Raw genomic sequence first — 22,136 nt, forward strand, 5'->3', positions numbered from 1 at the left:
AGCGAGCCTGCTCGCGAAAGCGTTATGTCAGCCAGCACATGTCTTTCTGATACGACGCCTTCGCGAGCAGGCTCGCTCCCACAGGTGAGTCCTGCGTTGGCCTTCAACGATGAGCAATATTCTCCAACGCCAGATTACGCGTTCGTGGGCCGAACCAGCCGATGGTCAGCATCACGATCAGCATGCTGCTGACGATAAACGCCAGTACCCCCGGCGTGCCGAAATTATCCAGGAACATGCCGATCAGCAGACTGCTGAACACCGTCGACAAGCGACTGAACGAATAGCAGAACCCGACCGCGCGGGCGCGGATGTTGGTCGGGAACAGTTCGCTCTGATAGGAGTGATAACTGAAGCTCAGCCAGGCGTTGCAGAAGGTGATCATTACCCCGCAGAAGATCAGCCCGAAGGCGCTGCTCTGCAGGGCGAACAGGGTGCCGAAGGTCATCGCGCCGAGGGCCGAGCCGACGATCTGCCATTTGTTTTCGAAGCGGTTGGCGAACTTCACGAACAGCAACGGCCCGAGCGGGTAGGCGAGGGTGATGATGAAGGCGTACATCAAACTGTGGGTGACGCTCACGCCTTGCCCCGAAAGCAGCGCCGGCAACCAGTTGCCGAAACCGAAGAAACCGATCGCCTGAAAGATATGAAAAACGATCAGCATCAACGCGCGGCGGCGATAGGGCGGCTGCCAGATATCGGCGAAACGGCCTTTGCCTTCGACATCGACGGGCACCGGTTCCGGCGCATCCAGCGCTTTGCCGTAATCCTTGGCGCAGCGCGCTTCGAGATGGTCGAGGATCCGGTTGGCCTCATCAAAGCGACCATGCTGCGCCAGCCAGCGCGGCGATTCCGGCAGACGCTTGCGCAGCCACCAGATAAACAGCGCGAACACCGCGCTGGCCAGCACCACCCAACGCCAGCCGGACACCCCGAACGGCGCTTGCGGCACCAGCCACCACGACATCAAGGCCACCGCCGGCACCGAGAGGAACTGCACGAAAAACGCAAAGGCGAACGCCGAGCTGCGCATGCGTTTAGGGACCAGTTCCGAGAGGTAGGCATCGATCGTCACCAATTCGATACCCAAGCCGATGCCGACCAGAAAGCGCATGCCGATTATGCCCAGCGCCGAGGTCTGAATCCCCATCAGCACTGTCGCCACCGTGTACCAGATCAGCGCGAAGGTGAAGATCGCCCGGCGACCGAAACGATCCGCCAGCGGACTGAGCAGGCTGGCGCCGAGGAACAGGCCGAGGAACGTCGCCGAGGCGAACGCCGCCTGATCGGAGAAACCGAACACGCCCTGACTGCCAGTGGCGAACAGGCCGTCGCGAATCAGCCCAGGACTGATGTAGGCGGTCTGGAACAGATCGTAGAGTTCGAAAAATCCGCCGATCGACAGCAGCGCCACCAGGCGCCAGATGGTGGCGACGGCGGGCAGCCGATCAATGCGGGCGGAAATTTCGGCGGCGCGTACCGGGTCGATGCCATCTCTGGGCGCGGCGGCGGGAGCGTGAGCAGTCATAAGCTGATCCATTTTTTATTGATGGAAAAGCTTAGCCTGCTATCGGTGTTTGCGGATTGTGAATGTCGGGGGTTTAACAGGTTGAACCGCTGATTTCTCGCAATATCTGCTTACGAATTAGTGATTTATGTCGCAGCGGCAGAATCCGGCAGCGCCGAATTCGGCAGGCCGAAGATCCGGTCGAACAGCCAGTTGAACACGAAGGTGTAGCACGGGATGAAAATGATCAGCGCCAGATCCAGCAGGAACGCCTGCACCAGACTGATGTTCATCCACCACGCAATCAGCGGAATCAGGAACACGATCAGCGTCAATTGAAAGCCGACCGCGTGGGCGATACGCCGTCTGACCGTACGGGTGCGCGAGACCTGGCGACTTTCCCAGCGCTCGAACAACGAGGTGTAAATGAAATTCCAGGTCACGGCGATGCTGGTGATGATCACCGCCAGCGGCCCGGTGCTGCCCGGCGATGTGCCCGATAACAGTGCCAGACCAAGTGCCGAGAAGGTCATGCCGATCACTTCGTAGAGCGACACGTAGACCAGTTTGCGTTTCACGCCTTGCATGCAGATTTGCCTCTTTCTTGCCGAATGTTGGCCAGCAGGGCTGGCGAAGGCGGCGAAAGATAGCTTCAATGCACCTGACAGAAAAAGTCGGTAGCTTTCAGTTTTATTGATAGGTGAGGCATTTGAATTTCAGCAGCGACAGCATCGAATTGTTTCTCGCGGTGATCGAGCGCGGCTCGTTTTCCGCCGCCGCACGGCAGTTGGGCAAGGTGCCGTCGGCTGTGAGCATGGGCATTGCCAATCTTGAAGCGGAACTCGGTTACCCGTTGTTCGACCGCAGCCACCGCGAGCCGCAACCCACGGCGATGGCGCAGTCGTTGGTGCCGCACGCGCGACTGATCGCCGAGCAGCTCAAGCAGTTGCAGGTGCACGCGGTGGAGCTGTCGCTGGGGCTGGAAAGCAGGTTGTCGATCGGCGTGGTCGCGGACATCGATCGGCGGCGCTTGCTGGCAGCGATCAAGGTGATTGCCGAGCGGCATCCGTTGCTCGACATCGAAGTGCTGACTGCGCCGCAGGATGATGTGCTGGCGATGTTGCACCGTGGCCGGGTCAGCGTGTGCCTGGCGTTCGCCGGTTTGAGCGTGAATGCGCTGGAGCGGTTTCAGTTTGTCGGCAGCGAACGCATGATCGCCACGCTGGCGGCGGACAGCCCGTTGTTGCAGGGGGGGGATGTGTTTCTCGAAGATCTGGTGCAAGTACGGCAGATCATCGTCGCCAGCCGCGACTTGCCGATCAGCGAAACGCGGCCGTTGGTGGCTGAGTCTTACTGGCGTACGGACAATCTTGAGACGGCAATGGAAATGGTCGAAGCGGGGTTGGGCTGGGGTAATTTTCCGCTGTCGGTGGTGCAGCCGTGGCTGGACACGGGACGTTTGAAAAGGCTGAATTTTCGCAACATCGAAAATGGCCTGGTGCTGCCGGTGCATGCGGTGTGGCTCAAGAGCCAGCCCTTGCAGAAGGGTGCGCAGGCTTTGGTGGACCTGCTCAGCCATTGAATTTGATAGAGATCCCCTGTGGGAGCGAGCCTGCTCGCGAATGCGTCGTGTCAGCTGTATCAATGCTGACTGACCCAGCGCTTTCGCGAGCAGGCTCGCTCCCACAAGGGTTGTGTTTCAACTCAGCATTTGTGAAGGGTCAGGTACTCTCGCGAACCTTCAGCTCAAACCCCATATCCTCCACCGGCCGCGCTACCTTGTTGCCCGCCATCAACGTGAGCATCTGCTCTGCCGCGCGCCGGCCGATCGCCTCGCGCGGGGTGTTGATGCTGCTCAGGCGCGGCACCATGTGTTCGGACATCGGCAAATCATTGAAACCGAGGATCGCCACCTGCTCGGGAATCTTGATGCCGTTACGCAACGCTTCCAGCAGCGCGCCTTGGGCCAGGTCATCGTTGCCGAAGAAAATCGCATCAACATCCGGATGCGCCGCCAGCAATTGCAAAAACAACTCGCCACCCAGACCCACCGACGAAGCACGTGGCGTCAGCACTTCCAGGTCCGGGTCGTAACGGCCCGCCTTCTGCAACGCCTTGCGGAAGCCTTCACCGCGCAACAACGTGCGCTGATCCAGCTGCGCACCAATGTATGCCAGACGTTTACGCGCACGAGACAGGAGATGTTCGGCGGCAGTTTCCCCGGCGCTCAACTGCGAGAAACCCACGCAATTGACTCCGGCAGCACTGTCCAGCTCCATCATGTACACGCAAGGAATGTTGCTGGCCTCGATCATCCGCCGCGAACTTTCCGTGCGATCAAACCCGGTCAGCAAAAAGCCGCGCGGCTGATAAGCCATGTAGTTGCGCAGCAGATTTTCTTCTTCATCGCGCGAATAGTGAAAGTTGCCGATCAGCACTTCGAAGCCTTTGGGCGTCAGCACCCGATGAATGGCTTCCAGCGTGTCGATGAACAGCAGGTTGGACAGTGACGGCACCAGCACCACTACCGAATGGCTCTGCGCCGAGGCCAGTGCGCGGGCGGCGGGGTTGACCACGTAGTTGAGTTCGAGCGCGGCTTTCTGCACTTTTTCCACCAGTTCGGTGGCTACCGTGCTCACCCCGCGCAAGGCGCGCGAGGCAGTGATCGGGCTGACGCCGGCCAGGCGGGCTACTTCGTTGAGGGTCGGACGGCCGGTGGTGCGGGTATTTTTATCGTTCTTGGGGGAGGTCATCGGGCGGCTTGCCAAACAAAAATCAAGGCACTAAGGTAGCGCTGTCCTGATGCAGCTGCAAATGCGTGAGCGCGGTCCTGCCTGATCTGTGCTCTTTGGCGTCGGGAACAAACCTGCTGCAACCCAAAAAAACGACAAGAAGGCGTCGGCAACTTCTGCCTGTGCACTAGAGTCATAGCTAGCAAAGGTAGCGCTGTCTGCGCGCTGAGGTGTTATATGAGTCATCCCATCACCGCCCTGGTCATCATGGGCGTTGCCGGTTGCGGCAAGACGTGCGTCAGCCAGGCCCTGTGCCAATTGAGCGGCGCCACTGCCATTGAAGGCGATACTTTTCATCCGGCCGCGAACATCGAAAAGATGAGCGCGGGGATCCCCCTGAACGACGAAGACCGCGCCGGCTGGCTCGACAGCCTGTGCGATGAACTGCGTCGCGTCGATGCCCAAGGCCAGCGCCCGGTGTTGACCTGCTCGGCCCTTAAACACAGTTACCGCGAACGTCTGCGCAGCGCCTTGCCGGGCCTCGGTTTCGTGTTTCTTGAATTGACTCCGGAAGTCGCCGCCGAGCGTGTATCGCACCGCCCGGGCCACTTCATGCCGGCGACGTTGATCGAAAGCCAGTTCGCCACGCTCGAATCGCCCAAGGGCGAGCCGCTGACTCTGCCGCTCAATGCCTCGATTCACAGCGTCGAAGAGCTGGCCCTGCAGGCTCACGTCTGGTGGCAGGCCAACGGTCTGAAACAGGCGATATGAGCATGTTGAAAAAGACAGCGCTGTCCCCCCGACTTCTGTTCAACCCGCTTTAATAACAACAACAATCCAGGAGACACCCCCCATGTTTGGCATGTCCCACGAGACGTTCCTGCTGCTCGATGCGGTGGTCACGGTAATCGGCCTGATTATCCTGATCACCAAATTCAAGATTCACCCTTTTATCGCCCTGACCATCGCCGCCGCCTTCCTCGGCCTGACTTCCGGCATGCCGATCAACACCATCATCAAGGCGTTCCAGGACGGCTTCGGTGGCGTGCTCGGTTTTGTCGGCATCATCCTCGCCCTGGGCACCATGCTCGGCAAGATGATGGCCGAATCGGGCGGGGCCGATCAGATCGCCCAGACCCTGATCCGCGCCTTCGGCAAGGACAAGGTCCAGTGGGCGATGATGTTCGCCGCGTTCCTGGTGGGCATTCCGCTGTTCTTCGAAATCGGCTTCGTGCTGCTGATTCCGCTGGTGTTCATCGTTGCGCGCCGCACTGGCGTGTCGATCATCAAGATCGGTATCCCGCTGCTCGCCGGCCTGTCCGCCGTGCACGGTCTGGTGCCGCCGCACCCGGGTCCGCTGCTGGCCATCGGCGTATTCGGCGCTGACATCGGCAAGACCATTCTCTACGGTCTGATCGTCGCACTGCCGACCGCTATCATTGCCGGTCCAATCTTCGGTACTTTCATCGCCAAGCACATCCCGGGTCACCCGAATCAGGAACTGGTCGATCAACTGGCCCGTGAAAACGATTCGGCCAACCTGCCAAGCTTCAGCATTACTCTGGTCACCGTGCTGTTGCCGGTGTTCCTGATGCTGCTGAAAACCTTCGCTGACGTGGCACTGCCGGACGGCAACTTCTTCCGCATCTGGATGGACATGATCGGCCACCCGATCTCCGCACTGCTGCTGGCGCTGCTGCTGTCGCTGTACACCTTCGGCTACAAGCAGGGCATCGGTTCCAACCAGATGCTCAAGTGGCTCGACGCAAGCCTGGCGCCTACCGCTGCGATCATTCTGATCATCGGTGCCGGCGGTGGCTTCAAGCAGATGCTGGTGACCAGCGGCGTGGGTGACGTGATCGGCCACATGGCGGTCAGCGCGCAGATCTCGCCGATCCTGCTGGCCTGGCTGGTGGCGGCGGTAATCCGTATCGCGACCGGTTCGGCGACCGTGGCGACTATCACTGGCGCGGGCATTGTGGTGCCGGTTGTCGGGATGATTCCGGGCGTCAACCGTGAGCTGCTGGTGCTGGCCACCGGCGCCGGTTCGCTGATTCTGTCCCACGTCAACGACGCCGGTTTCTGGCTGGTCAAGCAGTACTTCAACATGACCGTGGCCGAAACCTTCAAGACCTGGACCGCGATGGAAACCATCCTCTCGGTGGTCGGCCTGGGCTTTATCCTGCTGCTGTCGCTGTTCGTTTAAGCGGCAGTTTGCAGGCGCAAAAAAACCGCAGCGATGCGGTTTTTTTGTGGGCGCGGACTTCCTGCTTGATCGTTACCACGCTCCGCGTGGGAATGCCTCAATGGACGCTCTGCGTCCGCTTTGAGACGCAGAGCGTCTCGGGCTGCATTCCCACGCAGAGCGTGGGAACGATCAGAGATGCGCCACTTATTTCGCGGCCAGGCCATCCGCGCGGAACATCCCGCGAATCCCGCGCACGGCCTGACGAATGCGGTCCTGATTTTCGATCAGGGCGAAGCGCACGTGATCGTCACCGTACTCGCCAAAACCCACCCCCGGCGAGACGCAGACCTTGGCCTCGGCCAGCAGTTTCTTGGCGAACTCCAGCGAACCCAGATGTGCATACGCCTCGGGAATCTTCGCCCACACATACATCGACGCCTTTGGATTCTCGACCATCCAGCCCAGCTCATGCAGGCCCTTGACCAGCACGTTGCGACGCTGACGATACTGCTCGGCGATGTCGCGCACGCATTGCTGATCACCTTCCAGCGCAGCAATCGCCGCCACTTGCAGCGGAGTGAAGGTGCCGTAGTCGTGGTAGCTCTTGATCCGCGCCAGCGCGCTGACCAGTTCCGGGTTGCCGACCATGAAACCGATGCGCCAGCCGGCCATGTTGTAGCTCTTGGACAGGGTGAAAAACTCCACCGCAATGTCCTTGGCCCCGGGCACCTGCATGATCGACGGGGCTTTCCAGCCGTCGTAGACGATGTCGGCATAAGCCAGGTCGTGGATGACCAAAACGTCGTACTGCTTGGCGAGGGCGATCACCCGTTCGAAGAAGTCCAGCTCCACGCACTGCGCGGTCGGATTGGACGGGAAACCGAGGATCATCATTTTCGGCTTGGGGATCGAACCGCGAATGGCGCGCTCCAGCTCATCGAAGAAATCCACCCCCGGCACCAGCGGCACCGAACGCACCTGAGCGCCGGCAATCACCGCGCCGTAGATATGAATCGGATAGCTCGGGTTCGGCACCAGCACCGTGTCGCCCTGGTCCAGTGTTGCGAGCATCAAATGCGCCAGGCCTTCCTTGGAGCCGATGGTGACAATGGCTTCGCTTTCCGGGTCGATATCGACTTCGTAGCGCTGCTTGTACCAGTTGGAAATCGCCCGGCGCAGGCGTGGAATGCCTTTGGACGTCGAGTAACCGTGGGTGTCCTCACGTTGGGCGACCTGCACCAGTTTTTCGACAATGTGCGGCGGCGTGGCGCCGTCGGGATTGCCCATGCTCAGGTCGATGATGTCTTCACCACGGCGGCGAGCTGCCATTTTCAGCTCGGCGGTGATGTTGAAAACGTAAGGGGGGAGTCGATCTATGCGCGCAAAGCGGCGCGGCGAACCTTGTTCGGCCATTGTTGCCTCGGATAACGTAAGCGCCCGGAACCGTCCGAGCGACGCTGGTCACTGCGGTGACCTGTGGCGGAAGATAAGGGCAGTGATGGCATACTGTCCAGCGCGCTTGTAAACATTTTTTTCAAGGAAAATCGGTCAATGGAATTCACCAGCGGCTTCTTGCTGAGCCTTTCGCTGTGCCTGGATATCGGCGTAGCCAACATCGCAATGATCACCTTGGCCATGCAGCGCGGCTACTTTCAGGGCTTCGCCCTGGGCCTGGGCACCTGCGTCGGCGACCTGATCTACGCGGTGCTGGCACTGGCCGGCATGACCGTTCTGCTGCAATACGAAACCGTGCGCTGGGTGCTATGGATTGGCGGTTCGGCGCTGCTGATCTACTTCGCGGCGAAGATGATTTATTCGGCGATCCACCACGAAGCGCTGCTGGCGGAAACCGCGGAAGTGGGGCAGAACTCCCATCGCAAGGAATTCTTTCGCGGCATCTTCCTCGCGATGTCGTCGCCGAGTGCGATTCTCTGGTTTGCTGCGGTCGGCGGCACGTTGATCGCCCGATCCGGTGGCGGTGGTCCGTTGAGTTCGGCGCTGTTTTTGGGCGGCTTTCTCTGCGCCGGGCTGCTGTGGTCGGCCGGTCTGTGCTTCGCCGCAAGCCACGGCGGCAAGCTGCTGGGCGACAAGCTTCTGCGCTACTCCTATCTGGCATCGGCGGCGATCTTCTGTTATTTCGCGGTGTACGTGATCGTTTCCGGCTACAACGAGTTCGTCGGCTCGGGCGCCGTCGAGCAGTTGCACTCGCTGTAAACGTGCGAAACGGGTCGGGCTTTCTATACTCCCAGCCGAATCCATTTTTCCGTTCTGAGGAGTCGCGTCATGGATGAACAACAACGCGTCGAGATAACCGAGCCTCGCTTCGAACACGGGCAATTCCTGCTGATTGCCGGTTTCGGCGGGCGATTCACTCAGGAGACCACCGAAGACATTCCCGCGTTGTGGGAAAAGCTGATCCCGCACTTGGGAAAAATCCCCGCGCAAGTCAACGAAGTGACCTATGGCGTTTGCTGCAACGCGGACGGCGAGGGCGGTTTCGAATACATCGCCGGGGTGCAGATCGACAAGCTCGACGACCTGCCGGAAAAGTACCGCTGGGTTGAAATCCAGCCGCAGCAATATGCGGTGTTTGAGCACAAAGGGTCACTGACGCAACTCCCTGACACCTTCCAGTACATCTGGAACACGTGGCTGCCGCAGTCCGGCCACGAAGCGGCGGACGCCCCGGAATTCGAGCGCTACAGCGAGGATTACAACCCGAAACTCAATACCGGCACGCTGGAAATCTGGCTGCCGATCAAGGCCTGAGCGGCGTACTAATCGAGGCGGAGCATGTCCGCCCCGGTGGTTGTGCTTTATGCTGGCGGGCCTTGTTTCCACAGATTTTTGAGCTGCCATGAACACCGTGATCCGCAACGTCAGCACCGCCGACCTGGACCGCTGCTACGCCATCGAAACCGTCGCCTATGAAGGCGACGAAGCCGCCACCCGCGAAAAGATCGCCACGCGCATCGCCACCTGGCCGGACGGCTTCATCGTCGCCGAGGTGGACGGCGTGGTCGCCGGTTTCATCAATTCCGGCGCGGCGTTCGACGTGCAGATGTCCGACGAAGCCTTCAAGGAGCTGATCGGCCACGACCCGAAAGGCCCGAACGTGGTGATCATGTCGGTGGTGGTGCACCCGGATTACCAAGGGCAGGGCCTGGCCAAGCGCCTGCTCGCCGAATTCATCGAGCGCATGCGTGGGATGGACAAAGCGACAATTCATCTGATGTGCAAGGAACAGCACATCGCGCTATACGCAGGTTTCGGTTTTGCCTACATCAAACCGTCCGAGTCCGATCACGGCGGCATGGCGTGGCACGAGATGATCCTGACCCTCTGAAGCCAACACCTATCGAAACTGCCTGATCGTTCCCACGCTCCGCGTGGTAATGCAGCCGGGGACGCTCCGCGTCCCAAAACCGTGACGCAGAGCGTCACAAAGAGGCGTTCCCACGCGGAGCGTGGGAACGATCAGGGGATACTCAGAAGAACAGCCCCATCCGCCGCTCGTACCCAATGCGGCCCTTGTACGCTTCGCCGCTGTCGACATAGCCATGCCTGGCATACAGCGCAATCGCCGCCTCGTTATCAGCGTCCACCGACAATTCCAGCCCCTTGATCTCCGGCCAGGCCTGGCGGGCGACAGCGGGCAGCGCTTGCAGGCAAGCCTTGCCGTAGCCCTTGCCTTGCGCGCGCCGATCGACCTGCAGCGCATGCAACGTGGCGCTGTGTTCGTCGGCCCAGTCGGGCAATACCGGCGGGCGCTTGAGCAGCAGAAACGCCACCGGTACGTCGTCCGCCAGCAGGGCAAAACCTCTCACGCCGGGGCCGGGTTTCGACAGCAGGGTGTGCAGGGCACCATGGATGTCGCCGGAGAACTTGATCTGCTCGGGATGAATTTCAATCGACTCGACTTGCTCACGCTGCAAAGGGCTGAGGCTGTCGTAAGGCACGAGTTGGGCTGACACGGGAATTTCCTTTTTCCTACAAGGATTGAAGCTCGGATTCTAGCGACATTGTTGTCGGCGAAATTTTTTTGTTTGCCCTGTCGATCCGCGCATTGGGCAAACGACTAAGGGTGTCTTCACAACAAAAACCACGGAGAACACCATGAGCGCACAAAGCGAAATCCAGAACCTGATCAACACCTATCGCGAAGCGGTAATGGCCAAGGACGTCGAAAAAGTCATGGCCCTGTATGCCGATGACATCGTCTCGTTCGATGCGATCAAGGCCCTGCAATTCAAAGGCAAAGCGGCCTACCGCGCGCACTGGGTCGAGTGCATGGAAATGTGCCCCGGCCCGCACATCTTCGAGTTCCACGAAATCGCCATCGAAAGCGCCGACAACATTGCCTTCGCCCATTGGGTGGCCAATTGCGGCGGCACCAACGACAAGGGCGAAACACAGAGTTGCTGGATGCGTGTCACCGCCTGTTACCGGCAAATCGGCGGGGCGTGGAAGATTGCCCATGAACACTGGTCGGCACCGTTCGATCCGATGAGCGGCGCGACGCTGTTCGATGTAACCCCCTGATCTTCAGCCATAGTTGTTCCGTTCGAATCAGGAGATCGCCATGAAATACCTATGCCTGGTCTACAGCGATGAACGCCTGCTGCACACCTCGCCGGACAGCCCGGAGGACGCCGAATGCTGGGCCTACGCCGAGTCGATTCAGGGCAGCGGGCGGATGATCGCCGCCGAAGCGCTGGAATCGGTAGAGACCGCCACCACGGTACGCATGCGCAACGGCAAGGTGTCGATCACCGACGGGCCTTTCGCTGAAACCAAGGAGCAACTGGCCGGTTTCTACCTGATTGATGCCAAGGATCTCAACGAAGCGATTCAGGTCGCCGGCAACATTCCGGCAGCGCGGGTCGGCAGCGTTGAAGTGCGCCCCGTGCGGCAGTTGAATGTCTGACGTCAGGGCGCGGGTCGAGCAGGTCTACCGCGAGGATTCGCGGCGGATTCTGGCCACGCTGATCCGCCTGCTCGGTGATTTCGACCTCGCCGAAGAAGCCTTGCACGAGGCGTTCTTCGTCGCGGTCGAGCGCTGGCAACGCGACGGCGTGCCAGACAACCCGCGTACCTGGCTGGTCTCCACCGGACGTTTCAAAGCCATCGATGTGCTGCGCCGGCGCGCGCGGTTCAAGGCGTCGCAACCGTTGCTGCTGGCACAACTCGATGAGCTGGAACAGGCTGACTGGAGTGGCGAAGACGTGGAAGACGATCGCTTGCGGCTGATCTTCACCTGCTGCCACCCGGCCCTGGCGGCGGATGCGCAAGTGCCGCTGACCTTGCGCGAAGTCTGCGACCTCACCACCGAGGAAATCGCCCGCGCTTTTCTCTCGGCGCCGGCGGCGATTGCCCAGCGCATCGTGCGCGCCAAGGCCAAGATCCGCGACGCGAAAATCCCTTATCAAGTGCCCACGCTGAACGAATTGCCCGAGCGCCTCGACAGCGTATTGCGGGTGATTTATCTGGTGTTCAACGAAGGCTATTCGGCCTCGGTCGGTGCCGAGCTGACACGCGAGGATCTGACGCGCGAAGCGATTCGGCTGGGGCGCTTGTTGATGGAGTTGCTGCCGGAGCCGGAAGTCACGGGTCTGCTGGCGCTGATGCTGCTGCATGAATCACGGCGACCGGCGCGCACCTCGCCGAGCGGTGAACTGGTGTTGCTCGACGATCAGGATCGCTCGTTGTGGGACGCCGGGTTGATGGCCGAAGGCTGCGCGCTGGTCGAGCGCGCGCTGAGTACGCGGCGGTTCGGGCCGTATTGCCTGCAAGCGGCGATTGCAGCGGTGCATGCGGAAGCACCGTCGGCGGCGGAAACGGACTGGGAGCAAATTGTCGGTCTGTATGACGTGCTGCTGCGCGCGGTGCCGTCGCCGGTGATCGAGTTGAACCGGGCGGTGGCGGTGGCCAAACGGGATGGAGCGTTGGCCGGGTTGTTGTTGGTAGAAGGGATTTTGGCGCGTGGGGAGTTGCAGGATTACCACTTGGCGCATTCGGCGCGGGCGGAGTTTTGCCGGCAGTTGGGCCGGGTGGAGCAGGCGCGCGCGGCGTATCAGCGGGCGCTGGAGCTGACGCGGCAGGAGCCGGAGCGGCGGTTTATTCGAGGACGGATCATGGCGCTGGAAATGCTCTGACCTTGGCGCTCTGGCGATTGTGGGCAGTCTGTGGATTGCCCTCACCCTAACCCTCTCCCAAAGGGAGAGGGGACTGATCGGGGGATATTGGAGGGATTCACCGACTTGAACGAATTGTCTTGAATCCATAATCGATAAGGTTTTTCAGGTCGATGCATAACGCCAGACACTTCGGTCGGCCCCCTCTCCCTCCGGGAGAGGGCTGGGGTGAGGGGCTTTTTGATTTTATTCGAGCATCTTGCTGAGCAACCAGCTCCCCGCCGGCCCCGGCGGATACAAGCGCGACCACAAGGCGTCGACAAACACCGGTTTCGGCCAGCCGCGCACGTCGAGCTCTATCAGCAAATCATTGGCATAACGCTGCACCAGCCACCTCGGCAACGGTGCCCAGCCAAAGCCTTTTTCCGCCATTTCCAGCAGCATCAGGTAACTCGGCGCCGACCACACCCGGCCTTTGCCGCGACTGTCGTAGGGATTGACGATGGTCGCCAGCCGCAGCTCGCGATGTTGCTCGAGGATCTGCTGATCGACATGCTCAAGCTTCGCCAACGCATGCTCGCGGCTGACGAACAAGGCAATCTCCGTGCGCTCGGCCACAGTGGAGGTCACCAGATCCGGCGGGTAGTTGTCCTGCATTTCCGCGAAGGCCAGATGCGCCCGGCCGCGCTGGACCAGTTCGATCAGGTCTTCGCATTCGGCAATCAGGCATTCCAGCTCAAGCTCCGGATAACGCTGCTCGAAACCCACCAGTGCCGCCTCGAAACGATAGGACTGATAAGTGTCGGAAATCGCCACGGTCAGTTTCGGTTCCACACCTTGGGCCAACTGCCGTGCGCTCATCTCCAGACGACTGGTGGCGGCCAGAATCGCCTCGGCTTTTTGCAACATCACGTGGCCGGCGGGGGTGAGCGTGGGCTTGCGGCTGCTGCGGTCGAATAGCTGCAAATCCAGATCAATCTCCAGACTGGCGACCGCCGCGCTGATGGTCGATTGGCTGCGCCCCAACTTGCGCGCCGCCGCTGAGAACGAGCCCTGCGTCGCTGCCTGGACAAACGCCAACAGCACTTCCTGCGAAGCCATGAACTATCGCCTTGATCGATGGTTATTGGTTTTGAAGTATCGGCATTCAGTTGGATCATGGCAACCATCGTCAAACAAGGAGTCAGGCCATGACTGCCCACAAGTCCATCACCGAACGTGTTTTCCAGGCGGTTGGTTTCGAGTTTCTCGCGATCCTGATTTGCACGCCGCTGCTCGCCTGGATCATGCAAAGGCCGCTGCTCGACATGGGCGCGGTGACCGTGTTGATCGCGCTGCTGGCGCTGGCGTGGAACGTGGTGTTCAACCGTTTTTTCGACCGTGCATTGGCGCGGATGAATCTGCCGCACAACGCCTGGGTCCGTGTAGTGCATGCGCTGTTGTTCGAAGGTGGACTGATTGTGATGGGCGTGCCGCTGATTGCCTGGTGGCTGTCGGTCAGCCTGTGGCAGGCGTTGTTGCTCGACATCGGCGTGCTGCTGTTCTTCCTGCCGTACACCTATGTCTACCACTGGGGTTATGACGTACTGCGCGAGCGCTTCATGGCCCGCCGCACATGTGAAAGCTGAGGTAAACCTGTGGTGAGGGGATAAATTCCCTCACCACAAAGGTGAGTCATCGTGCACAAAGTCAGAGAAACATGCCGCCAGACGCCTCGACCCGCTGACCGTTGATCCACTGTCCGCCCTCCGACAGCAGCAGCGCCAGTGCACCGCCAATATCATCCGGCAGCCCTACACGACCCAGCGCAGTGTTGCTGGCGACCATCGCGTTGACAGCACTGTTGTCGCGCACCGTGCCACCGCCAAAATCGGTTTCAATCGCACCCGGCGCCAGAACGTTCACGCCAATCTGCCGCGCCCCCAGCTCTTTCGCCTGATAACGCGTCAGCACTTCCATCGCGCCTTTCATCGCCGCGTAAGCGCCGTAACCCGGCAGGCTGAAGCGGGTCAGGCCGCTGGAAATATTGACGATGCGCCCACCGTCATTGATCAGCGGCAGCAATTGCTGAGTCAGGAAAAACGGCCCTTTCAACTGCACGTTCATCAGCAGATCGAACTGCTCCGGGGTGGTTTCGCTGAACAGCGCATGCACGCCGACCCCGGCGTTGTTGATCAGGAAATCAAAGCGCTGACGCTCAAAGGTTTGCCCCAATACCTGTTCAACCTGCGCGGCAAACGCGGCGAAATTCTCGCTGCGGCCGACGTCCAGTTGCAGCATCGCCGCTTTCGCGCCGAGTGCCTGCAATTCAGTGACCAGCGCCTGGGCCTCGTCGGCGCGGCTGTTGTAGGTGCCAATGATGTCGATGCCTTGCGCGGCGAGGTGCAGGGCGGCGCTGCGGCCGAGGCCACGACTGGCGCCAGTGATCAGTGCGATTTTGCGGTTCATGCTGACTTCCTCGATTGCGTTGAATGGGATGGAAGAAGTTTATTTATCCGCCCTGAGGTGATAAACACGGCAAAAGCGGAATCACTGATCGGCTCAGCCGAACAATCAGCGGGGCTTGTCATGAACAAACTGGAACTGCTGCGCACCTTCGTTCGGGTCAGCGAACTGTCGAGTTTCACTCTCGCCGGGGAAAGTCTCGGCCTGCCGCGCTCCACAGTGTCCGAACAGGTGCAGGCACTCGAAGCCTTGCTCGGCACGCGGCTGTTGCAGCGCACCACGCGCAAGGTGCAGGCTACTCAGGATGGACTGGTGCTGTATGAACGCAGCAAAGATCTGCTCTCGCACATGGATGAAATCGAAGGGCTGTTCCGTCAGGACGAGGCTTCGCTGACCGGGTGCATCCGCGTCGACATGCCGAACATCCTCGCGCGACGCTTGATCATGCCGCGCCTGCCGGAATTCATGGATCGCCACCCGAATCTGCAGATGGAAATCAGCAGCACCGATCGCCGCGTCGATCTGCTCAGCGAAGGTTTCGACTGCGTGTTGCGCATTGGCGCGCAGCCGGATCAGTCGGTGGTCGCCCGGCATCTTGGCGACTTCCCGATGGTCAATTGCGCCAGCCCGGCTTATCTGCAACGTTACGGCGTGCCGCAGACCATCGAGGATCTGGCGCAGCATCGGCTGGTGCATTACGTCGGCGTACTGGGCTCGCGATCAGAAGGGTTTGTGTATGAGGAGGGTGGCGAAGTGCGACGGGTGGCGATGGCCGGCAGTGTCACGGTCAACAGCACCGATGCCTATGAAGCGGCGTGCCTGGGCGGCTTCGGCCTGACGCAGGTACCGCGCACCGGCATGCAGCCGCATCTGGAAAATGGCGAACTGGTGACCGTACTGCCACAACACACCGCACCGCCGATGGCGATTTCGTTGTTATACGCACGGCAACGGCATTTGCCGCTGCGGGTGCTGGTGTTTATGGATTGGCTCGGCGATGTCGTACGTTCAACGCTCTGACATTGAGCACATTGCCCCTGTGGGAGCGAGCCTGCTCGCGAAAGCGCCATGTCATTCAACGTTGATTTATCTGACACACCGACTTCGCGATCAGGCTCGCTCCCACAGGGAGGACTGTCTTGTGTGTGGGATTTGCGCTCAGTAATCCCCACGCTTGCGAAACGCCCAGCGCCCGGCAATCACGGTAAACGTCGCCACCAGCGCGACCAGCACCCAAAATCCGTGCGGGTCCTGGGACAAAGGCACACCGCCGACATTCATGCCGAAAAAACCGGCAATGATGTTGATCGGCAATGCCAGCACCGTTACCACCGTCAGGGTGAACAGCGTGCGGTTGCTCTGTTCGTTGAGGTTGGCGGCGATTTCTTCCTGCAACAGTTTGATCCGTTCGCCGAGGGCGGTGAGGTCGTTGATGATCAGCGCAAACTCCTCGGTGGATTTGCGCAACTCCTTGACGTCCTCCTTCTGCAACCACGGCGGCGGACGATTGAGCAGGCGCAGCAGCGAACCCGGCTCCAGCGCCAGCAGTCGTTGCAGACGCACCAGCACGCGACGGTTGGCGCCAAGTTCGGCGCGGTTGGTCGACAGGCGCGAGGAGAGCAGTTCGTCTTCGACCTGATCGACACTCAGACTGGTCTTGCGCACGATCTGCGTCAGCACTTCGCCCTGATCGCGCAGCAAATGCACGAGCAGTTCCGAGGGCGAGCGAAAGCACTCGCCGGCCTTCACCGACGAACGCAATTTATCTACCGAATGCAGCGGTTGCAGGCGCGCGCTGACGATCAGTTTGCTGCGCACGCAGACCCACAGCGTCGACACGTCGGAGGAAACCATGCTGCTGAGGTTGAACACCACATCGTTGACCACCGCCAGCAGCGCCGAATCGACATGCTCGATGCGCGTCGAACGCGAACCTTCGTGCAACGCCTCGAAAAATTCCTCGGGCAATTGCAGATGACTTTTCATCCAGCGCTCGCACGCGGCGTGGGCCAGGTTCAGGTGCAGCCAGAGGAATTCGCCACTGTCGCTGTCGTCCTGCAAACAGCGCAAAGCCGTCGCCGAATCGATCTCGCGACCGCGCTCCCCGGGCAGAAAACGAAAGCCGTAGAGCAAGCCAAACAGGTCCGGGTCGCGATGGCTGATATCGAGGCTGTGGTTCATGGCGGCTCGCTGCGAGGAAGGTGTCTGGGGCAGGATTTTCAGGTTCACCGGAGCGGCATCATCGCAAGCTCACATGACCGTTTTGTGACAGCAAAATGACTGAAAATCAAAGCGTTACCGGCTGTCGGAAGATTCTCAAGAAGCCCTCTGGCGCGCCGATCTCAGGTGAGTCAGGTTGCGCGCCATCGGCCCTTGGCCATGGTACGTCGACAGGGAAGTCCGGCCATTTTTCACGTCCGCTCGGGCGTGCCTCATCCCTGCTTCGAGTACCTTGCAATGCTGCAAAAATCCCTGAGAACGCAAATACTTGCCCTGCTGAGCGGCAGTCTGCTGGCGATATTGTTGATCGCGCTGGCCTGCTTTCATTACCTCTCCAACGGCGTGCAAAGCTATAGCCAGTTGATCGCCGGCCCGCTGCACACTTCGCAACTGATCGATGAAGCCAACCTGCAATTCAAGGTGCAGGTGCAGGAATGGAAAAACGTCCTGCTGCGCGGCAAGCAACCGGCGGATCTGGCGAAATACTGGAGTCAGTTCGAAGAGCGCCAGCGCGACGTGCAGAACATTCTCGGCGAACTGGCCGGCCAGAAAGGCATCGAGGCAACTCTCAAATCCCGCATCGAACGTTTGCGCGAGGAGCATCGCCAGTTGGGCGCGGCCTACCAGAAAGGCCGCGATGCCTACGTCGCTGCCGGTGGTGATCCGAGCGCCGGCGACGCAGCGGTCAAAGGCGTTGATCGCGCCACCAGCGAGCAGATGAGCGCACTGGTCGCCGAGCTGCGCGAGCAGGGCACCGCGCAATCGGCGTTGATCAGTGCCAGCGCTGACCGTACCGTGTGGCTGGGGCTGTTGGTGATGCTCGCGTCAGGCTTGTTGATCGGTCTGCTGAGCCTGTGGCTGGTCAGCCGCAACCTGATCGAGCCGATCCGCAACCTCATCGATTACGTCACCCGCTTGAGCCGTGGCCAGTTGGCTGAACGTGTTGTCAGCGAGCGTCGCGATGAACTGGGCAACCTCGCTGCCGCAGCAAACACCCTGCGCGATTTTCTGGCGGACACCTTCACTCGCTTGCAACGCAGCGCCGGTGATCTGGACAGCGCCAGCGGCGAGTTGAACGCCATTGCCACGACCATGGCCGGCGGCACCAGCGAGCAATTCAACCGCACGGATCAAGTGGCCACGGCGATGAATGAAATGTCCGCCACGGCCCAGGAAGTCGCCCGTCATGCCGCCGATGCCGCGCGTGCTGCGGACGATGCCGATCAGTCGGCGCAGCAGGGTGAAAAGGTCATGCAGACCACCATCCATTCCATCACGCAGATGCGCGGCGAAATCGCCAACACCGCCACGGTGATCCGTCGCCTGGAAACCGACAGCGGTCGTATCGGCAAGGTGCTGGAAGTGATTCGTGGCATCGCCGAACAGACCAACCTGCTGGCGCTCAACGCAGCCATCGAAGCGGCACGGGCGGGTGAGGCCGGGCGTGGTTTTGCCGTCGTCGCCGATGAGGTGCGCAACCTCGCTCAGCGCACGGCGGAGTCGATCATCGAGATCAACCAGATCATTCAGAACGTGCAGACCGGCGCTGTCGATGCCGCGCAGGCTATCGAGAGCGGCCAGGCGCGCAGTGATGAAAGCGTCGAACAGGTGACCCAGGCCGGCGCGATGCTGGAGCGCATCACCTTGGCGGTGGAGGCGATTCGCGACATGAACCGGCAGATCGCCACAGCGGCAGAAGAGCAGACGTCGGTGGCCGAGGATATCTCGCGCAACCTGACTGAAATCACCGCGATTGCCAGCACCAACCTGGACAACGTGCAGCGCACCGAAAGTGCCAGTCAGAACCTGCATGGGTTGTCTGGGCAGTTGAATGAGGTGACGGCGCGGTTGAGTGCTTGATTGCGAGTTCAAGCGTCCGGCAACTTTCGTAGGTCCTCGCCTGCTCGCGATAACGGTGGAACAGTCAACATTGATGTCGCTGAAACTCCGCTTTCGCGAGCAGGCTCGCTCCCACATGATTTACGGCAGGCATGAAAAAGCCGCACGATTTTTCAATCGTGCGGCTCTTTAACAGCGGTCTATCAAGTGTCTTGCTTGTCGCTCAGCACTTTACCGGTGGTGGCATCAAAGTCCACGTCGAACTCTTTTCCGTCAGCAGTTTTAAGTTCAACTTCATACTCGTAACCATTGAAGTGGTTATCCAGGTCGGTGTCGGTAATCGTTGCGCCCGGGTGCAGTTTCAGTGCTTCGGCGTTCATCGATTCCAGCGACTTGATCTTGCCGTCCTTGACCAGTTGCGGGATCTGGTCGATGCGAACATCAGCCTGAGCCAGGCCAGCGGTGAGGGTCAGGGCAGCGGCGGTAAACAGGGCAGTCAAAGTTTTCATCGGTTCAGTCCTTGGCAGTGCGTTGAAGTGGTTGATCTGTGTAAGTGGGTTCAGATTAACCAGCGCAACTTAACTCACCCTTAAATCTCTGCTTCGCGATAAAACTGCTCTTTGTCGGAGCGAGCCTGCTCGCGAAGCAGGCGACTCGATAACAACTTAGAAACCGCTCTTCTTCAAAACTTCGTCAACGCTGCCAGCCGCTGGGCGTTTGTAAAACTTCAACAGTTCACTGGCGCGGTTGGTAAAGATGCCGTCGACACCCGCCGCCATGACTTTCTCGTAGTCCACCGGCTCGTCGACCGTATAAACGTGGACCAGCATGCCTTGGTCGTGGGTGTACTGATTCATCCACGGTTGCACCAGGTCGGAGTAACTCTGATCACCACCCTGAGTCAGCTTCGCCGAAGGGCCGGTGCCGATCGCGCCCTGAGCCTTGGCGTAGTCGACCCATTGCTTGAATTCCGCTTCCGACTTCGGTTCCTGCTTGCCGTAGAAAACGTTTTTGTCTTTCTCGCCGGACGCGGCAAACGTCACCGCAGATTTAGGCTCGATGCTGCCTTCGCCGACCCACAACAGCAGAATCTTCGGCACTTGCGGCATTTCCTTTTCCAGCAATTGCAGGCTGTTCTTATCGAAGGTCTGCAGGATCACCTTGCCTTTGCCCTGACCGACGCCGAGCGCACTTTTCGCCAGTTTCGACCCGGCCGGACTGAGCCAGCCGCGATCCTGCAGTTTTTCCTTGAGGTCATGTTCGATGCCGGGAAACAGCTGCGGCTCTTTGGTTTCGATGTACAGGCCCGGCTTGTGCTGCGGGTTGGCGCGGGCGATGTCGATGATTTCATCGAGGGTAAGAATCTTCAGCCCGGCGTAGGACGGGCGTGCGCGGTCAGGATATTTGCTGTTGAACCAGCTGCCGGCATCAAGGGTCTTCAGCTCGGCCATGGTGAACGCGGTGGCCGGGCTGTCCTTGCGCTCGGGGAATTTGCTGGCGACGTCGGTGGTGCGTTGCAGGTTGTCGTCGTGCAGGGCGAAGAGCACGCCGTCCTTGCTGCGCTGCAAATCCATTTCCAGGTAATCGGCGCCCAGGTCACGGGCCAGTTTGTAGGCCGCAGCGGTGGATTCCGGGGCATCGAACGACGCGCCACGGTGGGCAATCACCGCTGGATGCGGAATGCCATGGGCGGCAGCGATTGCCTTGGGCTCCGGGTGGCTGGCGGCATGCGCCTGACCGAGGCCGAACAACAGACTCAGCACCAGAGCGCTTCGGGTAAAAGTGGCAGGCATGGTCGAGTTCCTTTCGCAGGTTTTTTTCGAGACGTACCTTTTAACAATTGAAGCGCCGCAGGGCTATCGCCAGACCGACATAAAGCGAGCAAAACGGAAATTTCCTGCACTTTTGTGGCGCTGTTTGCAGTACGCTTGCCCACGGCATATGCCCCGGCAGAGGGCGCGCCGCTACATTGCCCTGCGTGTAAACCATCGATCATCTTTCGTGAGGTTTACCATGCGCATCACCTCCCAACTCATCTGCCAGGCCGCCGACGATCTCAAAGGCTTCGTCGGCCTCAACCGCAAGACCGGCCAATACATCGTGCGCTTCAGCGAAGATTCGTTCGGCATGGACGTGGCAGACGACGGCATCATCCCCGCCAGTGAATTCGTCTGGGCGAAGGCGTCGGACACCACCATGACCCTCAAGCGCGAATTGATTCAGCTGCTGCTCGATCAACACATCGACGACCGGATCAACATCACCAAACCGTTACGGATTTATATGAGCAAGGTTGAAGTGCCGGAGATTGTGGCGGTGCGGAGTCTGGTGCGCGGTTGAGGCTTTGCAGTGGGGTTGCGGGCCTCTTCGCGAGCAGGCTCGCTCCCACAGGGATTTTGTGAACGCCACAGATCCAATGTGGGAGCGAGCCTGCTCGCGAAGGCGGCCTTAGTTCTGGCACACGTGAGCGTGCAACTCGCTGGTCAGTCCTTCGATGCGCTCGGTGAGGGTTTTTGTCATTTCGGTAAGGCGGGTGTTTTGTTCCAGCAACGCCAGCAATTGTGCGGAATTCTTCGCCGCCTCAGCCTGACGTTCGGTATTGGCCAATGCCAGAGCTTCGCGGTGCTGCGCATCGGCGTCGGCCTGCGCTTTGTCGCGCGCGGCCTGACGGGTTTGTGCAAGCAGGATCAATGGCGCGGCGTAGGCCGCCTGCAGGCTGAAGGCCAGGTTCAGCAGGATGAACGGGTAGACGTCGAATTGAGTCACGCCCCATACGTTGAGGCCGATCCATACCGCAACGATCAAGGTTTGCGCTCCCAAGAACAGCGGCGTGCCGAAGAACCGCGCAAAGGCTTCGGCGCGCAGGGCGAAGGCGTCGTTGCCGAAGGTCGTATTCAGGTGGGCGTGGGGGCGGTGAAAGCGCAGGTGATCGATCGGGGCGTTGGGTATTTCGGGTTTTTCGTTATTCATGGGGCACTCGGCAGGACTTGGGACGTGTCGTCACTATAGCTCTGCGTGGTGGCGGCCGACCATCGCGGGCTTTCCCACCAAGGTCGCGCCACCGTATATCG

General features: G+C 60.2%; 24 protein-coding genes. 13 read left to right on the forward strand and 11 right to left on the reverse strand.

The genetic code is table 11. The features are described from left to right. Positions 1 to 103: 103 nt before the first annotated feature. The gene (locus QMX86_RS20540) at positions 104 to 1,528 is read right to left on the reverse strand and encodes an MFS transporter (protein WP_282387743.1); all 1,425 of its coding nucleotides are present in this window, start codon (positions 1,526 to 1,528) and stop codon (positions 104 to 106) included. Between the two features lie 125 nt (positions 1,529 to 1,653). Continuing rightward, complete coding sequence (locus QMX86_RS20545) at positions 1,654 to 2,094, reverse strand: PACE efflux transporter (protein ID WP_122704255.1); 441 nt, start codon at positions 2,092 to 2,094, stop codon at positions 1,654 to 1,656. A 122-nt stretch (positions 2,095 to 2,216) separates the two neighbouring features. Between QMX86_RS20545 and QMX86_RS20550 the strand changes: the two genes are divergently transcribed. Beyond that, positions 2,217 to 3,089 carry a LysR family transcriptional regulator gene (locus QMX86_RS20550; RefSeq protein ID WP_282387744.1) on the forward strand — a complete coding sequence of 291 codons (873 nt, stop codon included), beginning with the start codon at positions 2,217 to 2,219 and terminating at the stop codon, positions 3,087 to 3,089. A gap of 139 nt (positions 3,090 to 3,228) precedes the next feature. Here QMX86_RS20550 and QMX86_RS20555 read toward each other — a convergent pair whose 3' ends face one another. Beyond that, complete coding sequence (locus tag QMX86_RS20555) at positions 3,229 to 4,260, reverse strand: LacI family DNA-binding transcriptional regulator (protein WP_282387272.1); 1,032 nt, start codon at positions 4,258 to 4,260, stop codon at positions 3,229 to 3,231. A gap of 216 nt (positions 4,261 to 4,476) precedes the next feature. Here QMX86_RS20555 and QMX86_RS20560 point away from each other — a divergent pair, with 216 nt between their 5' ends. Beyond that, positions 4,477 to 5,010, forward strand: coding sequence for a gluconokinase (locus QMX86_RS20560; RefSeq protein WP_071173330.1), 534 nt, complete (start codon positions 4,477 to 4,479; stop codon positions 5,008 to 5,010). An 82-nt stretch (positions 5,011 to 5,092) separates the two neighbouring features. Then, on the forward strand, positions 5,093 to 6,445 hold the full coding sequence (locus QMX86_RS20565; RefSeq protein ID WP_016773551.1) for a GntP family permease: 1,353 nt from the start codon (positions 5,093 to 5,095) through the stop codon (positions 6,443 to 6,445). 186 nt (positions 6,446 to 6,631) lie between these two features. Here the strand turns inward: QMX86_RS20565 and alaC are convergent, their stop codons facing one another. Continuing rightward, entirely contained in the window at positions 6,632 to 7,840 is a 1,209-nt protein-coding gene (gene alaC, locus QMX86_RS20570; protein ID WP_110646590.1) for an alanine transaminase, read from the reverse strand. Positions 7,841 to 7,978: 138 nt separating this feature from the next. Here alaC and QMX86_RS20575 point away from each other — a divergent pair, with 138 nt between their 5' ends. The 3 genes from QMX86_RS20575 (at position 7,979) to QMX86_RS20585 (ending at position 9,773) form a co-directional block, all read left to right on the forward strand. Next, positions 7,979 to 8,641 carry a LysE family translocator gene (locus QMX86_RS20575; RefSeq protein ID WP_016773553.1) on the forward strand — a complete coding sequence of 221 codons (663 nt, stop codon included), beginning with the start codon at positions 7,979 to 7,981 and terminating at the stop codon, positions 8,639 to 8,641. Between the two features lie 69 nt (positions 8,642 to 8,710). Next, positions 8,711 to 9,196 (forward strand): GyrI-like domain-containing protein, encoded by a 486-nt coding sequence (locus QMX86_RS20580; protein ID WP_273525970.1) that lies wholly within the window; start codon positions 8,711 to 8,713, stop codon positions 9,194 to 9,196. Positions 9,197 to 9,284: 88 nt separating this feature from the next. Further along, positions 9,285 to 9,773, forward strand: coding sequence for a GNAT family N-acetyltransferase (locus QMX86_RS20585; RefSeq protein ID WP_282387275.1), 489 nt, complete (start codon positions 9,285 to 9,287; stop codon positions 9,771 to 9,773). 142 nt (positions 9,774 to 9,915) lie between these two features. Here the strand turns inward: QMX86_RS20585 and QMX86_RS20590 are convergent, their stop codons facing one another. After that, positions 9,916 to 10,401 (reverse strand): GNAT family N-acetyltransferase, encoded by a 486-nt coding sequence (locus tag QMX86_RS20590; protein WP_122704251.1) that lies wholly within the window; start codon positions 10,399 to 10,401, stop codon positions 9,916 to 9,918. 142 nt (positions 10,402 to 10,543) lie between these two features. Between QMX86_RS20590 and QMX86_RS20595 the strand changes: the two genes are divergently transcribed. Genes QMX86_RS20595 through QMX86_RS20605 form a run of 3 tightly spaced genes read left to right on the forward strand, consistent with a single transcriptional unit; the run spans position 10,544 to position 12,582 of the window. Beyond that, positions 10,544 to 10,969: a nuclear transport factor 2 family protein gene (locus tag QMX86_RS20595; RefSeq protein WP_150637517.1), complete on the forward strand. Its 426-nt coding sequence runs from the start codon at positions 10,544 to 10,546 to the stop codon at positions 10,967 to 10,969. Positions 10,970 to 11,009: 40 nt separating this feature from the next. Continuing rightward, positions 11,010 to 11,354 carry a YciI family protein gene (locus QMX86_RS20600; RefSeq protein WP_039758054.1) on the forward strand — a complete coding sequence of 115 codons (345 nt, stop codon included), beginning with the start codon at positions 11,010 to 11,012 and terminating at the stop codon, positions 11,352 to 11,354. Continuing rightward, the gene (locus QMX86_RS20605) at positions 11,347 to 12,582 is read left to right on the forward strand and encodes an RNA polymerase sigma factor (protein ID WP_282386618.1); all 1,236 of its coding nucleotides are present in this window, start codon (positions 11,347 to 11,349) and stop codon (positions 12,580 to 12,582) included. Before QMX86_RS20600 ends, QMX86_RS20605 begins: the two co-directional genes overlap by 8 nt. Before the next feature lie 225 nt (positions 12,583 to 12,807). Here the strand turns inward: QMX86_RS20605 and QMX86_RS20610 are convergent, their stop codons facing one another. Then, positions 12,808 to 13,662 carry a LysR family transcriptional regulator gene (locus tag QMX86_RS20610; protein WP_041479210.1) on the reverse strand — a complete coding sequence of 285 codons (855 nt, stop codon included), beginning with the start codon at positions 13,660 to 13,662 and terminating at the stop codon, positions 12,808 to 12,810. Positions 13,663 to 13,751: 89 nt separating this feature from the next. On the opposite strand from QMX86_RS20610, the gene QMX86_RS20615 reads away from it, so the two are divergent. Further along, a complete protein-coding gene (locus QMX86_RS20615) occupies positions 13,752 to 14,189 on the forward strand; it encodes a multidrug/biocide efflux PACE transporter (protein ID WP_282386620.1) in 438 nt (145 codons plus the stop codon). 61 nt (positions 14,190 to 14,250) lie between these two features. Here the strand turns inward: QMX86_RS20615 and QMX86_RS20620 are convergent, their stop codons facing one another. Further along, positions 14,251 to 15,009 (reverse strand): SDR family oxidoreductase, encoded by a 759-nt coding sequence (locus QMX86_RS20620; protein WP_071173321.1) that lies wholly within the window; start codon positions 15,007 to 15,009, stop codon positions 14,251 to 14,253. 120 nt (positions 15,010 to 15,129) lie between these two features. On the opposite strand from QMX86_RS20620, the gene QMX86_RS20625 reads away from it, so the two are divergent. Then, complete coding sequence (locus QMX86_RS20625; RefSeq protein WP_282386622.1) at positions 15,130 to 16,026, forward strand: LysR family transcriptional regulator; 897 nt, start codon at positions 15,130 to 15,132, stop codon at positions 16,024 to 16,026. 138 nt (positions 16,027 to 16,164) lie between these two features. Here the strand turns inward: QMX86_RS20625 and QMX86_RS20630 are convergent, their stop codons facing one another. Next, the gene (locus tag QMX86_RS20630; protein ID WP_039758494.1) at positions 16,165 to 17,187 is read right to left on the reverse strand and encodes a transporter; all 1,023 of its coding nucleotides are present in this window, start codon (positions 17,185 to 17,187) and stop codon (positions 16,165 to 16,167) included. A gap of 276 nt (positions 17,188 to 17,463) precedes the next feature. Between QMX86_RS20630 and QMX86_RS20635 the strand changes: the two genes are divergently transcribed. Continuing rightward, positions 17,464 to 19,086, forward strand: coding sequence for a methyl-accepting chemotaxis protein (locus QMX86_RS20635; RefSeq protein ID WP_282386624.1), 1,623 nt, complete (start codon positions 17,464 to 17,466; stop codon positions 19,084 to 19,086). A 182-nt stretch (positions 19,087 to 19,268) separates the two neighbouring features. Here the strand turns inward: QMX86_RS20635 and QMX86_RS20640 are convergent, their stop codons facing one another. Then, complete coding sequence (locus QMX86_RS20640) at positions 19,269 to 19,574, reverse strand: PepSY domain-containing protein (protein ID WP_016773566.1); 306 nt, start codon at positions 19,572 to 19,574, stop codon at positions 19,269 to 19,271. A gap of 156 nt (positions 19,575 to 19,730) precedes the next feature. Next, on the reverse strand, positions 19,731 to 20,858 hold the full coding sequence (locus tag QMX86_RS20645; protein ID WP_282386626.1) for a glycerophosphodiester phosphodiesterase: 1,128 nt from the start codon (positions 20,856 to 20,858) through the stop codon (positions 19,731 to 19,733). A gap of 220 nt (positions 20,859 to 21,078) precedes the next feature. On the opposite strand from QMX86_RS20645, the gene QMX86_RS20650 reads away from it, so the two are divergent. Beyond that, entirely contained in the window at positions 21,079 to 21,405 is a 327-nt protein-coding gene (locus tag QMX86_RS20650) for a DUF2025 family protein (protein ID WP_282386627.1), read from the forward strand. A 108-nt stretch (positions 21,406 to 21,513) separates the two neighbouring features. Here QMX86_RS20650 and QMX86_RS20655 read toward each other — a convergent pair whose 3' ends face one another. Continuing rightward, positions 21,514 to 22,035: a DUF1003 domain-containing protein gene (locus tag QMX86_RS20655; RefSeq protein WP_243240881.1), complete on the reverse strand. Its 522-nt coding sequence runs from the start codon at positions 22,033 to 22,035 to the stop codon at positions 21,514 to 21,516. Between the last annotated feature and the right edge of the window lie 101 nt (positions 22,036 to 22,136).

The organism is Pseudomonas sp. PS01270 (assembly GCF_029959775.1).
Lineage (GTDB): Bacteria > Pseudomonadota > Gammaproteobacteria > Pseudomonadales > Pseudomonadaceae > Aquipseudomonas > Aquipseudomonas atacamensis.

What these genes read in the sequence shown, in the direction of transcription:
- QMX86_RS20625 (WP_282386622.1), top strand. Translation starts at nt 15,130, where the DNA reads ATGAACAAACTGGAACTGCTGCGCACCTTCGTTCGGGTCAGCGAACTG.
- QMX86_RS20630 (WP_039758494.1), bottom strand. Translation starts at nt 17,187, where the DNA reads ATGAACCACAGCCTCGATATCAGCCATCGCGACCCGGACCTGTTTGGC.
- QMX86_RS20595 (WP_150637517.1), top strand. Translation starts at nt 10,544, where the DNA reads ATGAGCGCACAAAGCGAAATCCAGAACCTGATCAACACCTATCGCGAA.
- QMX86_RS20580 (WP_273525970.1), top strand. Translation starts at nt 8,711, where the DNA reads ATGGATGAACAACAACGCGTCGAGATAACCGAGCCTCGCTTCGAACAC.
- QMX86_RS20560 (WP_071173330.1), top strand. Translation starts at nt 4,477, where the DNA reads ATGAGTCATCCCATCACCGCCCTGGTCATCATGGGCGTTGCCGGTTGC.
- QMX86_RS20645 (WP_282386626.1), bottom strand. Translation starts at nt 20,858, where the DNA reads ATGCCTGCCACTTTTACCCGAAGCGCTCTGGTGCTGAGTCTGTTGTTC.
- alaC (WP_110646590.1), bottom strand. Translation starts at nt 7,840, where the DNA reads ATGGCCGAACAAGGTTCGCCGCGCCGCTTTGCGCGCATAGATCGACTC.
- QMX86_RS20545 (WP_122704255.1), bottom strand. Translation starts at nt 2,094, where the DNA reads ATGCAAGGCGTGAAACGCAAACTGGTCTACGTGTCGCTCTACGAAGTG.
- QMX86_RS20555 (WP_282387272.1), bottom strand. Translation starts at nt 4,260, where the DNA reads ATGACCTCCCCCAAGAACGATAAAAATACCCGCACCACCGGCCGTCCG.
- QMX86_RS20605 (WP_282386618.1), top strand. Translation starts at nt 11,347, where the DNA reads ATGTCTGACGTCAGGGCGCGGGTCGAGCAGGTCTACCGCGAGGATTCG.
- QMX86_RS20540 (WP_282387743.1), bottom strand. Translation starts at nt 1,528, where the DNA reads ATGACTGCTCACGCTCCCGCCGCCGCGCCCAGAGATGGCATCGACCCG.
- QMX86_RS20655 (WP_243240881.1), bottom strand. Translation starts at nt 22,035, where the DNA reads ATGAATAACGAAAAACCCGAAATACCCAACGCCCCGATCGATCACCTG.
- QMX86_RS20585 (WP_282387275.1), top strand. Translation starts at nt 9,285, where the DNA reads ATGAACACCGTGATCCGCAACGTCAGCACCGCCGACCTGGACCGCTGC.
- QMX86_RS20650 (WP_282386627.1), top strand. Translation starts at nt 21,079, where the DNA reads ATGCGCATCACCTCCCAACTCATCTGCCAGGCCGCCGACGATCTCAAA.
- QMX86_RS20635 (WP_282386624.1), top strand. Translation starts at nt 17,464, where the DNA reads ATGCTGCAAAAATCCCTGAGAACGCAAATACTTGCCCTGCTGAGCGGC.
- QMX86_RS20640 (WP_016773566.1), bottom strand. Translation starts at nt 19,574, where the DNA reads ATGAAAACTTTGACTGCCCTGTTTACCGCCGCTGCCCTGACCCTCACC.
- QMX86_RS20610 (WP_041479210.1), bottom strand. Translation starts at nt 13,662, where the DNA reads ATGGCTTCGCAGGAAGTGCTGTTGGCGTTTGTCCAGGCAGCGACGCAG.
- QMX86_RS20600 (WP_039758054.1), top strand. Translation starts at nt 11,010, where the DNA reads ATGAAATACCTATGCCTGGTCTACAGCGATGAACGCCTGCTGCACACC.
- QMX86_RS20565 (WP_016773551.1), top strand. Translation starts at nt 5,093, where the DNA reads ATGTTTGGCATGTCCCACGAGACGTTCCTGCTGCTCGATGCGGTGGTC.
- QMX86_RS20620 (WP_071173321.1), bottom strand. Translation starts at nt 15,009, where the DNA reads ATGAACCGCAAAATCGCACTGATCACTGGCGCCAGTCGTGGCCTCGGC.
- QMX86_RS20615 (WP_282386620.1), top strand. Translation starts at nt 13,752, where the DNA reads ATGACTGCCCACAAGTCCATCACCGAACGTGTTTTCCAGGCGGTTGGT.
- QMX86_RS20575 (WP_016773553.1), top strand. Translation starts at nt 7,979, where the DNA reads ATGGAATTCACCAGCGGCTTCTTGCTGAGCCTTTCGCTGTGCCTGGAT.